Source organism: Aliivibrio sp. S3MY1, assembly GCF_028765575.1.
In the GTDB taxonomy this organism is placed as follows: domain Bacteria; phylum Pseudomonadota; class Gammaproteobacteria; order Enterobacterales; family Vibrionaceae; genus Aliivibrio.
In genome coordinates, this window is the sequence record NZ_JARACO010000022.1 from 40,640 (window position 1) to 55,644 (window position 15,005).

The 15,005-nt window shown below is 38.2% G+C and carries 12 protein-coding genes and 1 pseudogene; 2 read left to right on the forward strand and 11 right to left on the reverse strand.

What is annotated here, in order from left to right; translation table 11 throughout:
- Positions 1-40 precede the first annotated feature (40 nt).
- Positions 41-2,284, forward strand: coding sequence for a DNA topoisomerase III (gene topB, locus PVK62_RS13785; protein WP_274420524.1), 2,244 nt, complete (start codon positions 41-43; stop codon positions 2,282-2,284).
- Positions 2,285-2,692: 408 nt separating this feature from the next.
- On the opposite strand, the gene PVK62_RS13790 is transcribed toward topB, so the two are convergent.
- The 3 genes from PVK62_RS13790 to PVK62_RS13800 all read right to left on the reverse strand — a co-directional run bounded on the left by PVK62_RS13790 (position 2,693) and on the right by PVK62_RS13800 (position 4,441).
- Positions 2,693-2,845: a hypothetical protein gene (locus PVK62_RS13790; protein WP_186809493.1), complete on the reverse strand. Its 153-nt coding sequence runs from the start codon at positions 2,843-2,845 to the stop codon at positions 2,693-2,695.
- 75 nt (positions 2,846-2,920) lie between these two features.
- The gene (locus PVK62_RS13795; RefSeq protein WP_274420525.1) at positions 2,921-3,334 is read right to left on the reverse strand and encodes an antirestriction protein; all 414 of its coding nucleotides are present in this window, start codon (positions 3,332-3,334) and stop codon (positions 2,921-2,923) included.
- A 210-nt stretch (positions 3,335-3,544) separates the two neighbouring features.
- Positions 3,545-4,441 carry an ArdC family protein gene (locus PVK62_RS13800; protein WP_274420526.1) on the reverse strand — a complete coding sequence of 299 codons (897 nt, stop codon included), beginning with the start codon at positions 4,439-4,441 and terminating at the stop codon, positions 3,545-3,547.
- Between the two features lie 1,000 nt (positions 4,442-5,441).
- On the opposite strand from PVK62_RS13800, the gene PVK62_RS13805 reads away from it, so the two are divergent.
- Positions 5,442-6,125: a hypothetical protein gene (locus PVK62_RS13805; protein ID WP_274420527.1), complete on the forward strand. Its 684-nt coding sequence runs from the start codon at positions 5,442-5,444 to the stop codon at positions 6,123-6,125.
- Positions 6,126-6,280: 155 nt separating this feature from the next.
- On the opposite strand, the gene PVK62_RS13810 is transcribed toward PVK62_RS13805, so the two are convergent.
- The 8 genes and pseudogenes from PVK62_RS13810 to PVK62_RS13835 form a co-directional block, all read right to left on the reverse strand.
- On the reverse strand, positions 6,281-7,063 hold the full coding sequence (locus tag PVK62_RS13810; protein WP_274420528.1) for a DUF5677 domain-containing protein: 783 nt from the start codon (positions 7,061-7,063) through the stop codon (positions 6,281-6,283).
- Between the two features lie 362 nt (positions 7,064-7,425).
- Entirely contained in the window at positions 7,426-9,090 is a 1,665-nt protein-coding gene (locus tag PVK62_RS13815) for a methyl-accepting chemotaxis protein (RefSeq protein ID WP_274449457.1), read from the reverse strand.
- Positions 9,091-9,225: 135 nt separating this feature from the next.
- A pseudogene (locus PVK62_RS13820) lies at positions 9,226-12,197 on the reverse strand (Tn3 family transposase).
- Positions 12,198-12,441: 244 nt separating this feature from the next.
- Positions 12,442-12,837: an ISAs1 family transposase gene (locus PVK62_RS13825; RefSeq protein ID WP_274420529.1), complete on the reverse strand. Its 396-nt coding sequence runs from the start codon at positions 12,835-12,837 to the stop codon at positions 12,442-12,444.
- 119 nt (positions 12,838-12,956) lie between these two features.
- Positions 12,957-13,571 (reverse strand): transposase, encoded by a 615-nt coding sequence (locus PVK62_RS17695; RefSeq protein ID WP_443111733.1) that lies wholly within the window; start codon positions 13,569-13,571, stop codon positions 12,957-12,959.
- On the reverse strand, positions 13,555-13,959 hold the full coding sequence (locus PVK62_RS17700; RefSeq protein WP_443111734.1) for a transposase: 405 nt from the start codon (positions 13,957-13,959) through the stop codon (positions 13,555-13,557). Before PVK62_RS17700 ends, PVK62_RS17695 begins: the two co-directional genes overlap by 17 nt.
- Before the next feature lie 32 nt (positions 13,960-13,991).
- Positions 13,992-14,108 (reverse strand): hypothetical protein, encoded by a 117-nt coding sequence (locus PVK62_RS17705; RefSeq protein ID WP_443111735.1) that lies wholly within the window; start codon positions 14,106-14,108, stop codon positions 13,992-13,994.
- A gap of 326 nt (positions 14,109-14,434) precedes the next feature.
- Positions 14,435-14,623, reverse strand: coding sequence for a hypothetical protein (locus PVK62_RS13835; RefSeq protein ID WP_274420530.1), 189 nt, complete (start codon positions 14,621-14,623; stop codon positions 14,435-14,437).
- Positions 14,624-15,005 lie beyond the last annotated feature (382 nt).

Genomic DNA, 15,005 nt, shown 5'->3' on the forward strand with positions numbered 1-15,005 from the left:
TAAAAAAGTTTAAGGGCTTTTTATTTTATAGGAGCGTCACATGCGCGTATTTATTGCAGAAAAACCAAGTTTAGCCGAAGCCATTGTTATTGGTCTTGGCGGAAAGCCTAACGCCTCAGAAAAAAAAGCCGGTTACTACCAACATGGCAATGACAAGATCACATGGTGTTATGGCCATATGCTCGAATTATTCGATCCAGAAGACTATGATCCAAAATTCAAAAAATGGTCGCTGGATGATTTACCCATTAAAGCCACCTTTCCACCAAAACTGAAAGTCATTCAAAAAAGCCAAGTGCAATTCAATGTCATTTCAAAACTCATCAAAGAAGCCGACACCTTAGTTCATGCGGGCGATCCCGACGATGAAGGTTGTTTACTGGTTGATGAAATTCTAACGCACGTGAATAACACCAAACCTGTTGAACGTTTATTGATTGCCGACTTAAATGAAAATCCCGTGAAAGAAGCCCTCGCCTCTATGCGCCCAAACAGTGAGTTTCAACATCAAACTCAAAGCGCGTTAGCTCGCTCTATTGGCGATCAATTGTTTGGCTACAACCTAACACGTGCTTACACCCTTAAAGCGCGTGAGAAAGGCTGTGAGAACGTGCTTAATGTGGGTAGAGTACAAAGCGCCGTCTATGGGTTAATCAATCAGCGAACCCTTGCTAACTTAAACCACACAGAGTCATTTTATTATCTTCTCAACGGTCATTTTTCTATTGCTGGAAAAACAGTGAATGCCAGGTTAATTCCCAATGCCGACACCAGTGAATTGGATGAAAAAAATCGTTTAATTTCTGAGTTGGACGCTGCGCTCATCAAAGAAGTGTGTGATCAAAAACCAGCTCGTATTCTTTCTATTGAAAATAGAAAAGAAAACAAAGCGGCACCATTGCCTTTCAACTTATCCAAGCTTCAACAAACCTGTGCTAAAAAATGGGGATACAAAGCCACTGAAACGTTAGACATCGTTCAAAAGCTGTATGAAACGCATAAGCTATTAACCTACCCGCGCTCAGATTGTCGTTACTTATCTGACGAGCATTTGAATAAAGCCTCTGACATTCTCGCGGCTATTGCCGGCACAAGCTCAACCTTGGTAAAAAACATTGATGGGGCAAACCTTGGAGCGAAACACAAAGCGTTCAACAGTAAAAACATCACCGCCCATCATGCGATTATTCCAACAGAAAAAAATGGCAGCAGTTGCACTCTGACGGAAAAAGAAAGCAACGTGTATCACTTGGTGGCCACAAGTTTCATTGCTCTATTCTACCCTGATTCTGTGCGTGACAAAGTAAAAGCCATGATTGGCTGCGGTGAGCAAGAATTTGCGGCAACCCAATCCACCATTGATAAGCAAGGCTGGGAAGTGCTTTATCAAGGTGAATACAACGATGAGCCCAATGATAACGCCTTTGATTTGGCATTGTTAAAGCAAGGGGATGAAGGCCACTGTGAGCTTGTCACCATCGATAAGAAAAAAACTCAGCCTCTAAAATACTTCACAGAATCAACGCTATTAGCAGCTATGAGCCGTGCTGCAAAATACGTCTCCAGTCCTGAGCTAAGAAAAGCGTTAGAAGAAAAGGACAAAGACAATAAATCAGAGTCGGGGTCAATTGGCACCGAAGCCACCCGCGCTTCTATTTTGGCAAAAATAGAAAGCAACACCCACTTAGTGAGTGTTGTCAGTGAAAAAGGTTACAAAGAAAAAGTCTATAAAACGACCACGGCAGGTCAAGAGTTCTGTGCGTTATTGCCAGATGAAATTATCACTCCTGATACCTCGGCACTTTGGGCCGATTACCAAGCCAGCATCAAAAAAGGCGAACTCGATACAAAAACGTTCGTTAGCTACATCGATTGTTATCTTGAAACTCAAGTTCAATTTGTAAAAGAGAACGGCGTGGCCATCACGGTAGCGGATAAAATCACCTGTCCAACCTGTCAAAAAGGCAGCATCACTAAGCGTAAAGGAAAGAATGGAATATTCCATGCGTGTAATCGCTACCCTGATTGTAAAACCGCGTTTCAAGATAAAAAGGGTAAGCCTGATTTTGATCCAAAACCTAAGAAAAAAGAGGGGCCATCCAATGCTGAAAAGTTTGGTGTGATCAGTGCTAGTGAATTTTGTAAGCAATGTGGAAAGCCGCTTGCAAGAAAGCCCGCGAAGAAAGAAGGATCGTTCTGGTGGGGATGTACTGGTTTTCCGACCTGTAAGGTTCGTTTCTTTGACAAAGACGGCAAACCAGACAGAGATAAAGGGGAATTATAATTAGAGAAAAAGAAGTGACACGTCTTTAAATCTTCACTACTATCAAAGGGTATGTATAACTCCATACAAAAACCTTTGTATTATTTTATTTATACCCCTATATAAATAAATTGTTTCAAATAGCAAATTAGCCATGCCCTAACGGGTGTGGCTTTTTTTGTGCCCAAAAATCACAACCCGCTACCGTGATACGCTTTCCATAAAGAAAGCAAATAAGTAAAAAGAACACAACAACATGACATAAACTAAACACTCATCTTACTGCAACCTATTATTGGTTGTTGTTTAGCGATAATTATCGTATTCAGTGAGTCTCATCTCGGATTTTGAGCCTCACTTTTTTTCACTTCAAATTTGGCAAATAAAAAACCCACAAGATACAATCCTGTGGGTCAATTTAGTGATATTTCACAATGGATACTCAGCAGATAAACCACAACAATGACAATCAAAACTCGCCATGCCAGTGTCGTAATTGTTGCAGATCTCACCGTCATGCGTATCACAATGAGAGCAATAAACATCCTGTTGGATCTCTTCTGAAATAGATAATATCGTCATTCTGTGTTTCTCCTAAAAATAAACAGAAACACCCCATAGGAATGCTTCCTATGGCCGTAAAATTGGTGGTTTACGTTAATCGATAAATTCCAGAATATAATCTGATTCTTTATGCTCTAACGCATGATCTCGTAATTGGTGATAAAGCGCGTACAAACGTTCGTTTTCTTGTTCATCACCCCGATCATGAGCCAATGCATTAAAATGACCTAGCGCCATTAACGTAATACATATCCCATAAGCTTCTGAGCTCAACGTCACATCGGTATAATTGAACGAATTAATCGCTCGAACCGACGGTTCAATCTCAGGGTACATGAATTTTCCGCCATTACTCAGTGATACAAATTGCCAATAAGCCCCTTGATAATCCTCTGAGAACCTTTCAGCTAATGAAAACAGCACCGATTCAAAACTCAAAAAGTGTTTTGTGATTGATGGTAAAAACGCGAAACGCTCCTTAACAGGAACAATTGATTGAGTGAGCATAATGTCACCTTTTATGATTGGTGGATTGATAAACTGAGTTATCAATCATAGTCTGAGGGCTAGTATGCCACTCAAATTATGAGTGACGCCTCGTCCAAAGACTGCAACACGCGCTGTGCTGCCCTTCTATTATATTCAACCCACAAAATTTAGGCAATAAAAAACCCATAAGATACAATCTTATGGGTCAGTTTAGTGATAGTGACATCATCATGCGGCTTTATCAGTATTATGATGGTCAACTAGATCTCGTAAAAATTGATGCGCTTTACTTGCTTGACTGGCTGCTTTGAAAATATAACGTTTGTCATCTTTCAATGCCGTCAACCAATTAGCGATATAAGATTCGTGTTGAACCTCACCTACAATTCCCAAATCAGCCATGAGAAAAACACTTCCCAATTCGGCGATTAACTCTTCAAACGCATAGTCTTTAGAGCCAAACACATTATTGTTTTTACGCTCTAATCGAGTTTTATGTCCCGTCCAATGCGTCAGCTCATGAAGCGTGGTCGCATAAAGATCTTCTGTTGAAGAAAAACGGCTCATATCAGGAATGACTATCTCATCCGTAGATAGTCGATAGAAAGCGCGTTGACCGTTATAAACGATACTCGCCCCTGTTGCATTAAGGAAGTGCTCTACATGCTCTAGCGAACAAATCGTGCTTGGTTCAGAAGCCGTCACAACGTGACTTCTCATTGAATCAGGCAAACCATCGATTTGGTCAAGATTAAAAACAGTATACGTTTTTAACATGGCATAGCGTTCTACTTCATCAGAGCCCTTTTCTTTTTTTTCAATCATATTGTAAAAAAAGATATGAGTGCCTTTTTCCCCTTTGCGAACTTGCCCGCCCTTTTCCTTTGCTTGCTTGAAGGTCATCCAAGAAGAAGAGGAAAAGCCCTGCATCGTCGCGCTCATCCATAACAACATGATGTTCATGCCGTTATACAATGCGCCCGTACTTGCATTAGACGGTATTCCTGATTGCTCTGTTTTATTCCAAGGGCAAACCCAAGGTTTTACTCCAGACTCAAGTGCTTCAATAATTTGATTGGTGATTTGTTGGTAAAAATCAGGTTTAGATTTGGTGTGCGTCTTCATAAGGACGTTTCCTTTCGTTAAATTGGTAAAAATGAGGTAAACCAATTCAACGGGCATCTGCCAATTGAATTGGCAAATGTGAAACGCGCTCTAAGCGCTAATGATGTCGTTGCAGAAATGCATACACATTTCTTAATTACAGTTGGTGTGGGCCGCTATAAAAGCGTAACTAGCAAAAGCTAGGGGTGTAAGAGACTTGAATCAAAACAACCAGAAAGTTAGGGACGCGAACGCCCCTAACTATCGGTTACTCCTTCACTTCGTAGGCAAACTTAACCGATAATTCAAACATTGAAAACAGAGACGCATCTAAAGAACAAAGATCATTCCTAGACACACACACTGCAATCAACATCAGCATAAAAAAGCCGCCAAAGACGACCATCATATTTTTTTTCGGCAAAATTTGCCTCCTTGGTTAAAAGAGGCTACCATTGAATTGTTCAGAAACATGGATAGACCTCGTTGATTAATATTAACGGGGTTTTTCTATATCTGAGCCCAACAAAATGGATAAATCCAAGCGTTTGACACAGATACGTCTCAAACACCCACCAGTATCATATCAACATTCAATCTAATAAGCGATTATCTAAATTGCTCTTTATGCACTCGCTCATTTCGCAGCAGACAAATCATACTCAAAGATAACGATGTACTTTTTTACATATCCACATGAGGCGGTAAGAGACTTAAACCAACTCTCGTGAGCTGATTGTGGGTATGTGAAAAAATAGAGCTCACAGTTCTGCTTGTTGGGAAGGGTAATAATATGTAGTGATTAGCTATACAAGCGGCAATTACTACACATATAAGACCACATAATATGGAAAGTTTTACTGGCAAGGGGGGCTTACCCCGCCCTGTTTGTTAATTAATAGATATAATGACCAAATGCAATATACATATTGACTGTATGTATATTAGTTTAAATATGAATTATGGTGCAACAATCAAGATTGTAAGGTATAATCGACTCATATAAATAAAGGGGTTAATTATGGAATTTTCAATTGATTTTTATAAGCATTATATAAATGTGTATGAGAAGAACATTACCACGTTTGAACACATTTTAACTGATAGTGATTTGACTGATAGGTTGTATTATGAAAAAACTTATTATGACATATTATCTAAGCTATATATGTCTGAAAATGATGATATGTATGATTCTGCGCAGAATTTTATCTCTGAAATGAATAAAGACATACCAGACGATAAATGTAAGGACTTTCCATATCTACTTGGTCTGTTAAATGGATATTACAAAATTTTCTTGATTAAAATCAAATCAGCTGAAAAAGATATTTATATTAATGAAACCATTGAATTTTTACATGGTTACGCTATTGAACTGAATGATTTATATGATGAATTAGCAACGAGCAAAGAAGATTTTGATGTTATTCCGTATTCTTTAAGTACGAAAATTCACGATGAAATGGACATTCTTTATCAATCAATAAATCCAATTGCTGATAATTTGAAATATTATTTTCTGACTTCTCGACATGGCGGTGCACGCCTAAACGCAGGAAGGAAAAAAGAAGAGCCAACACGTCAAATGAGGATCCCTGAATCTTTATACATTTTGATTAACGATCTTAAAATTGCCTATAAAGATTTAACTGATGAAGATAAAGAAACTTGTCGTTCTTCACTTAAAGACATTATTAAATAGCTCAATCAACAAATAGATGACATTAGGGTGCATGCCACAAGCACCCATGTTCTAACGCCTCAGAATCAAAAAAATTTGCTGCCACGGGTAGAAGAAGTTAGTTTATCCCATTTTATATCATAGTGAGTTAATTAATTACAAAGTAGTAACTAAAACTAATCTTGAAAAAGGTTAAACTCAGATAACTGATAAACAAAATCCAGTTCAAAGTCATCAATTTTAGGGTAATTCAATTTCTTCAGAATACCTACATAACCCTCGATGAAGTAAGCTAAAACACTGCACATAAATAAATAGTTAATATAATTACGTTCAATCTCTTTTGAAGGGTGAGATCTATGCGCTACATTAACTTGCAAGAGTGAATCAAAACCAGTGTGCGTATGTGAAGACCAATACGAGTACATATTGCAAACGAAAGCAGGGATCCCAAGTTCTTGCCCTAACTTAAACCAAGGGCTAGGCTTCCAATCATTTTTCTTTGGTCGCTTAAAATTAACACTATCCAAACGTGCGGATAGTTCATCCATTTTCTTTTGCTCACTTATAATTTTCGCTTCAAGCTCAGGAGTTCTACTCTTAATTTCGTTTTTGGCTCTATTTTTATAGCCAAGCAACATATACCAATCAAGCTTATCTTTATCTAAATCACCATCAAAGTAGTGATAGGCAATTGCCACCAAGTTCTCATATGAGGTACGCAATAGCACTATAACACTTGACGTATCGTAATAAGTAAACCCACCGTCAACATGGTTCAAGTTCAACTCAGTGGTAGCCAACATTTCTGTTGTGTTCAAGTGCTTCAAAAATTTAATCGCAGCAACATTCATGAAATAATAACTTTCATCCGTTTCATTTATGTACTTGAAGCTAGATTCAAAAACATTAGTCGCAGTTCGGTACAGCAACGCATATTCATTACGTCCAAAATTCATAAAAAACACCAATTATTTTATATAGATAGCAACATACACTATTCCTATACTTACTATTTATCAAATCAAACCATAACTCGAAATGGAGCGAAAGCGAATCAGCCAACTCAAAAATAGACATAACATATAATAAAGTTTAATGATTATTCTGGATGAATTAGTTAATATCAGTTGAGATCTCCTTACTAAAAAAAAGGGGATTTTGTCATATAAAGATAAGAAGAGAGCTGCCTTAATGTCACATGAAAATGAAGTTATGACTCATTTTAGCGAAATTTGAATTAAAACGTGAGCATGAGCAAAGAAAAAAAGGCCACTTCAAATTTAGCGGCCTTTACGTTGTTCTATATTTATTTTAAATATTACAATGTGAATCGATCCACAATATCTACAAGTGCATTCGCTTTCTTATTAAGTAAAACTCCACCAGCTCTATTATCCTCAGCTAATTCTGCTGACTCAGAGCTTTGATCTGAAATCGAAACGATGCGCTCTGAGATCTCTTGACCAACAAGGCTCTGCTCTTGTGTCGCTGTCGCTATTAACAAATTCATTTCAGTTATTGTATTCACCGAAACTAATATTTCATTCAGCGCTTCTGAAGCCGCTTCTGCTTTATTCACTGTCAATAAACTAAAGTTTTTACTTGCCGCCATCACCTGTACCGCAGAGTCTGAGCCAGATTTCAACGCTTCAATACGTTGATGAATTTGAGCTGTACTGTCTTGAGTGCTGCTTGCTAATTTACGGACTTCATCTGCAACCACAGCAAAACCTCTGCCTTGCTCTCCAGCCCTTGCTGCTTCAATGGCAGCATTTAATGCAAGTAGATTAGTTTGCTCTGCAATTCCTTGGATAACAGATAATGAGCTCGCTATATTTTGAACATCCTCTTCTAATTTAGAGATAACATTGCTTGCTTCATCTAATTCCGACGCTAATGTTTTCACTGACTCCGAGGCTTCATTAACCGTTCTCATCGCTACCTGAGCGTTATTATCTGCATCTTGAGCAGAGCTAGCTGCTTGCTCTGCATTCAATGAAATTTCATGAGAGGATGCGGTTAACTCCGTCATTGCTGTTGCTATCTGATCCGTTTCTGAACGTTGATTCATGACAACAGTATTAACCTTCTCTGAACGTTCTGACATACTTATCGTTTCTGCCATAACATCTTGACTAACCACTGACACATTACTGATGATGTTATGAAGTGAGCCTACAAATAGATTAAAGTTTTTACTTAATTGATTAAATTCTGGGACAGTAAAATCGGGCATTCTTGCCGTTAAATCTGCATCTCCAGAGGCAAATGAACGAATAGATTTATCAAACAATCGAATAGGAGAGATAATGCTTCGATTTATAACAAAGCCAAACACCGCAACAACTACTACAACTATCAAAGTAAAGAGTATAATAGTCCTCATACTTTGATATAATTTTTCATCACTTAGTATTTTCATATCGTTCAGCACTGCATCAATATCATCAGTATAAAAACCAGTACCTACGATTAAGTCAAATTGAGGCACATATATACTATAACTCAGCTTTTCTAGCTGAATCTTTGTATTTGGTTTTATTGCAAAATACGAGGTGTATCCTAAACCATTTTTTGCAGCAGAAATCATATCTTGAATATAATAGCTCCCTTTCACATCTTTTTTATCCCAAATATTCTCACCAACACGATTATGATGTATGGGATGAAAAGTCCTTATACCATTAGATTTCAGTCCGAACAAATAGCCATTATCATTGAATTTTACAGATGCTAGTAATTCATATATATCAGATTCATTACTTTCTTTTTTAAAAAGGAATGTAAGCTCTGACGAGATTATATCCATATACGATTTAAGTTCTGTTCGCTTCATTTTCATCATTTGCGAACGAGTCATATCCATTTGAGCTTGGTTAAGTGCTTTCGTTTCTTTATAAGTTATTGCCATGATTAACACGGATGTTAAAACAATTGGAAAGATTGCAAGCAAGTACAATCTTACTTTGATTGATAGATTCATTTAAAAATATCCATTGGGAAGTTAATAGTAATCAGTAAGCAAAATTCACGCCAATAATTTACATTTAGTTTAAAAAACTAACTATCTGTTAAAGGGGTCAGTTTGGATATCGAAAATTATTGTACGTTAAGGCTATTATTTGTACTTTCCGATTTTAGCTGGCCTCAATCGACGATACTTACCTGAAGCCGGTATTCGGTTACTTTTCCAGATATAATCACCTGTCAAATTTATATGTTCCCAGCCTAATGGAGACAAATGAGATAGCAATTGTTCATTGATTTTCATCCCCTTGCGTTTTAGGGATTCAACGGCTCTTTCCATATACACGGTATTCCACAATGAGATTGCTGCTGTTAGAAATGTCAATCCACTGGCTCGATAACTTTGATTTTCCGGTTTTCGGTCTCTTATTTCTCCCAATCGATGCATGAATACTGCGCGCGCTAGTGCGTTGCGTGCTTCTCCTTTATTTAATCCTACATGTACCCTCCGACGTAATTTTGGATCGCAGAACCAGTCAAGCATAAATAATGTCCTCTCAATACGACCTATTTCCCTCAGAGCCTTCGCAAGCCCATTCTGTTTAGGATAGCTGGCTAATTTTTTTATCATTAACGACGCAGTTACTGTGCCCTGTTTTATTGAAGTTGCTAGACGCAAAATCTCATTCCAATGAATTTCAATTTCTTTTAGGTTCAAGCTTGTTGAGGATATCAATGAATGTAACGCCGGATATTGACTCGCTTTTCCTTTGATAAACAGTTTCTTGTCATGAAGATCTCTTATGCGTGGACAAAATGCAAACCCCAGCAGATGCATCAGCCCAAAAATATGATCAGTAAAGCCCGCTGTATCAGTGTAATGCTCTCTAATTTCTAAGTCGCTTTCGTGGTACAACAACCCGTCGAGTACATGGGTTGAATCTCTAACCCTGCTGATAATACAAGTATAAAATGGACTGTATTGATCGGATATATGTGTATAAAACTGAAGTCCGGGATCCTGCCCATATTTAGGGTTTATCTGCCCAGTATAACGACCTGCATTACCAGTTTTGAAATTCTGCCCATCAGATGATGATGTAGTTCCATCTCCCCAAAATGCCGCTAATGACCTCTTCCCTTGTGCATTTACTAGCTCAGCTAAAGCAGCTGCGTAAGTTTCATCGCGTATATACCACGCCTGAATATCTTCGAGTGACGATTTAGTGCTTCCTGGACAAGCTTCTGCCATTTTTGTTATGCCAAGATTGATCCCATCAGCAAGAATAGTGGTTAGAAGAAGACGGGGGTCAGGACGGGTAGTTTCATTTTTTATATGTGTGAAATGGCGAGTAAAAGCAGTCCAACTATTCACCTCATCTAGTATTTCCGTAATTTTAGGACGTGGCAACATTTTGTGTATCAGATCTGCCAGAGGGGATACTTGAGCCGGAACGCAGTTATCTAACGGTGTGATTTTCACGCCTTTATCAGAAATATCTACATCAGGTAACTCACCACGTGTGGCCATGGCATTGACATGTTCAAGTTTTGACTGAAGCAGGGCCATGCGACTGGTAATATATTCATGAAAATCCACAGGTACAGGCAGTGGTAACGAGGGGGACTAATTTATCAAAGTCTTTTTTAGGAATAAGATAATCATCAAAATTTTTATAACGTCGTGAACCTTTTACCCAGATATCTCCGGAACGTAATGTCCCCTTCAGTTCACAGAGCGCACAAAACTCATAATACTGCCGGTCAATACCCGAAGGAGTTACTACCATTTTTTTCCAACTTTCAGGTACAAAGTCTAGTGGTGCTGTTGTAGGAACTTTACGTAACTGCTTATGGTACATGTCTTTGATCACACCCAGCGCATCAGCCAGAGGTTGCGCAGTAGGTGTCGCTATTAATTGCAAACAAGACAACATCCGAGGTGCATATTTTCGTAATGCACTGTATTTTTCAGTGATGATATGAAGATGGTCAAAGTTATTCTTTTTTGCTAGATGTCGTGTTTCCTCTAAACTTGCGACAAATTCAGATCATGGGAGAATGTTTTCAATTGCATTCCACGGGTCATCACCTGAATTACGAGCTTCAGAAAGTGCTTGCCCGATATCAATATATTGCTTTAATTTTGATTGGATCTGTTTTCCCGTCTGCTGAAGACGTTCGGCTTGTGTTTTTTTTGCTTTACTGAAGATACTGTTCAACATTCGCTCATGCAGCTCAATAACTTCATCAATCAATGTAGCTCTTGCTTCTTCTATCACACACACCAAAAACCGCATAGCGCCGACTCGCTGAAAATCGAGTCAAATCTCGACTGCTCATTTTTCTACCTTCCCGTGCGAGTTTAAGTAACCGGTTCTGGTGAATGCTACGGTCTATACCTTCCGGTAATGTTAGATCTTCAATACTGCTCAGTCGATCGAGATGTTGGAGTACGTTCTTTCCATTGATTTTACCCGGAGGCTGCAAAAGCCATGTAAGCCTTGATGGGCGGTTATCTTCAGATTCCAATAGACGATCAAAGGCATCTCTATGGGCGGAAGTTAACGGGGAATTCAGAGTTTGAAAAACGATTTTATCACCGCGAGCCATAGCTTCAGCACAAGTGCGTTCCACTACATCTAAGGACGGAATAATTACACTATTCTTTCGGAGATGATCTAATAACTCTTCCGCTAAGAGAATTCCTTTGTCTGTGCGCGTTGCCATTGGCGTCAGGTGTTTCACACTCTCATTCTGTATCTTACTTGTGAACGTTTTTAGACCAAGGTAGCGGTATAGTTCAATTAAATGCTCACGCCGAGTCACATCTCTACCAGAAACGTAAGTTAACCAAAGATCTGACGCTAATTTTAACCTATCACCAATATGTTTGAGTAATTCGTCAGAAGGCTTGTTTTTTTTATCTGGAACAAAACCGAGATTTTTCATATAGCAAAGAAGCACAGCAAAACCAAACCTGTTAGCGGGTTTACGATGAACATTAATAAGAGTTAAATCATGATCACTTAAATACGCGATTCGAGTTAGCATTAAATCATCGCCAGATAATGCCAATAGTGATTCTCTTTCAGATAACGAAAGGATCTGCCTTCTAGCCATATGACACCCTCTTGTAGATTTCTAATAACGATATTTTAACAAAAGTAATTACCGCATAAGGGTATCCCTTAATGTCACATGACAATGAAGTTATGACTCATTTTAGCTACATTTGAATTAAAATGTGATCACGAACAAGAAAAAAGTCGCCAATTTAGGTAATGCCAGTCAGTTAAGCGAACGTCTATAAAACTAAGGGCTCCAACAGGGCTCACGCATGAGTTATTAAAATGTTAAATTATAGCTAAATGCCAAATAATACCATCTCTCTAAAGTCTGTATTAAGTGCACATTTCAACTGCCGTTTCTTTAACGTTCCTTTTAAATCCACCAATTTTATGAAGTTCATACACATCTGGCGGATCCTAGATAAATTCTCTGCCGCATGCTGATACATTATCTTGCTATCGTCTTCTTTCATTACGCTATCCAACCACCAATGCATACTTTCTACACCCCAATGGCCTCGGCATAATTTACCAAACTCTTCTGCTGATAATTTCTTAGATGATATGAAATATCTAATACCTAAAGAGCCTGCATTACTTTTGTTATGTTTATTATAAGTCACTGCTATACATAAACTTTCTAGACCGTCCCAATCAACAGAGAAGTCTCCAAATGCTTCTGTAAATGGCATTTCGTTAGATAAAGGGGTTGTAGTCCAATGGAACGATTATGTACGTTAAGGGGTTAACTGTCTGATATATCAAAACATTTTAGACAGTAAAAATAAGGGCTAAAACCGTGTAATGCCAGTCAGTTAAGCTGGCTGGCATTTTTTCTATTTATTGCATATTTCTTGGGTTTCAGTTTCACCCAACGAGGATAACTTCTATCTTCTCTTCGAGGTGGTAGGATAAACATGGATATCTGTTGTAGTAATACTTCATAGTGTTTAGGTACTTTCCCTGGACTCCTTAAAGGCAAAGCTGCAAAGTATTGAGTCACAGCAATGACACTACTCGTAAAGCTTAATTGATTTGGCCAGACGCTATCTAATTTACTCGCAGCCTTTGTCATAACCTGCCTTATAAGGTTGTAAGCTAGCAAAATGCCCCACAGTTCCTGCCTGACCATATCAGGCCGCTTACTTCGTAATGTATATTCGTTATCAAGCAAGGTTTGCTTCATTTCACGATAGCCTAATTCAATTTCCCAACGATAGCGATAGAGCTCTGCGATGTCTTCACCAGGGAAGCGCAACCCATCGCGCATTGATGTAAGCACCTGATACTTCTTCCCTTTAATCATTTTCGATACTAACCTTGCTTCGATTACCTCAGGGAGGTCACTGAACTTCTTTCTGGCCTGAGGAGTTGTTTTGATAGCAACGATAGCGTCACTCTGGCTGTATTTATGATACGATTTCATATTGGAAGTCTTTTCTCACAGGGAGCATCCAATGCCTTTCTTGGCCTACTTTGTTCCAGCAGTTAAGTAGCCCTAGGGAGTAATATCCTTTGTCAAAAATAGTAAGCGAATGATCTGGAGTTTGTTCAATTAGCTCTTCTTCAAGCCGCATTTCGCTGGTTCGATAATCAGAGAATGCACTATCGATTAGCTGATGACTCGTAAGCTCCATCAAGCAAACCATGCGTATTTTAGGGTAAATATTCTCAGATGAATTATTACGTTGTGCTTTAAATTCTTGATGGTTTTCAGAAGTATCTTGCGCTCGCCAAAAAACACCATCGACAAATAAAAGATTTAGTCCACACCAAGTTTCGAAGTTAGAAGATTGATAGCTATGCGCTGCCATCTTCTTAAATACTTACTTTACGCCTTCTTCGCCTAGTCTCTGTCTCGCTTGAACAATAGCACTTGTACAACAAAGCGTTGTTTGTCTGGAAGGACAATATCGAGTTGATTAGCGATATCCCAAACAGATTGCTGTCGGAAAAGGCTCATACCTACAACGGACCAAAGTACAGCTTCCAAAGGTAATCACCTCCTTCTAACTGTTGCTACACCGGCTTGTTCGAAGCCTTGCTGAATCAACTCAGGGCTAAGAATCTCAGAATATCTATCAAAGTGATGAAAGGTATTACATGATCGAAAAGTACTCGCAAGTTGGTTTTCTAAAGACATAAAAAATCCTATATTAGTTTCCTAATATCGGATTTTGAAGCATTTTGAGGATCGGTCAAATGATCTCAAAAATTTCTTAACTGATCGGCATTATGCCTATTGGCGACCTTTACAATACTTAATTACAGATAACAGCAAAATCATGGTTATTCATCAAAACCTTCTGAAGAACCACCATAAATATCAGCTAATGATTTCCTTTTTTTATCAAAAACAGTCATCACTTTCATATTTTGAATTACTTTTTCATGCTCAATAGCTGACTGTAAAAAAATAGGTTCAGAAAGAGCTTTTTGTCGAAGTTCATTAACTCTAGCTATTGTGTCTATAAGCATAAACACCTCCCAATAATGTAAAATCAACTCTACCAACAGTGTGTTAAATTAATGCTCAAATCATTACATCTTTTTTTGGATTATTGGGTTGCTGTGTAATCGCAAAATCCATTTTACTTTTTAATTCCTCCCTTTGTTCTTTCTGTAATTTCCTCTTACGGAGGATTTTTATTATTTTCATTCTTAACCAACCAATATCACTATGTTGATAACAATCATAATTGAATAATAAAATAAAAACTGTGATACACGATAATTACTCTATAACCTATCTTTTAAACTATGTCGCTTTTATATAGTGACATTAGGGTCTGCCTTAATGTCACATGACAATGAAGTTATGACTCATTTTAGCGATATTTGAATTAAAACGTGATTCAAG

What these genes read in the sequence shown, in the direction of transcription:
- PVK62_RS17695 (WP_443111733.1), bottom strand. Translation starts at nt 13,571, where the DNA reads ATGAAATCGTATCATAAATACAGCCAGAGTGACGCTATCGTTGCTATC.
- PVK62_RS13825 (WP_274420529.1), bottom strand. Translation starts at nt 12,837, where the DNA reads ATGCCATTTACAGAAGCATTTGGAGACTTCTCTGTTGATTGGGACGGT.
- PVK62_RS13790 (WP_186809493.1), bottom strand. Translation starts at nt 2,845, where the DNA reads ATGACGATATTATCTATTTCAGAAGAGATCCAACAGGATGTTTATTGC.
- PVK62_RS13810 (WP_274420528.1), bottom strand. Translation starts at nt 7,063, where the DNA reads ATGAATTTTGGACGTAATGAATATGCGTTGCTGTACCGAACTGCGACT.
- PVK62_RS13815 (WP_274449457.1), bottom strand. Translation starts at nt 9,090, where the DNA reads ATGAATCTATCAATCAAAGTAAGATTGTACTTGCTTGCAATCTTTCCA.
- PVK62_RS13800 (WP_274420526.1), bottom strand. Translation starts at nt 4,441, where the DNA reads ATGAAGACGCACACCAAATCTAAACCTGATTTTTACCAACAAATCACC.
- PVK62_RS13795 (WP_274420525.1), bottom strand. Translation starts at nt 3,334, where the DNA reads ATGCTCACTCAATCAATTGTTCCTGTTAAGGAGCGTTTCGCGTTTTTA.
- PVK62_RS17700 (WP_443111734.1), bottom strand. Translation starts at nt 13,959, where the DNA reads ATGGCAGCGCATAGCTATCAATCTTCTAACTTCGAAACTTGGTGTGGA.
- PVK62_RS13805 (WP_274420527.1), top strand. Translation starts at nt 5,442, where the DNA reads ATGGAATTTTCAATTGATTTTTATAAGCATTATATAAATGTGTATGAG.
- PVK62_RS13835 (WP_274420530.1), bottom strand. Translation starts at nt 14,623, where the DNA reads ATGCTTATAGACACAATAGCTAGAGTTAATGAACTTCGACAAAAAGCT.
- PVK62_RS17705 (WP_443111735.1), bottom strand. Translation starts at nt 14,108, where the DNA reads ATGAGCCTTTTCCGACAGCAATCTGTTTGGGATATCGCTAATCAACTC.
- topB (WP_274420524.1), top strand. Translation starts at nt 41, where the DNA reads ATGCGCGTATTTATTGCAGAAAAACCAAGTTTAGCCGAAGCCATTGTT.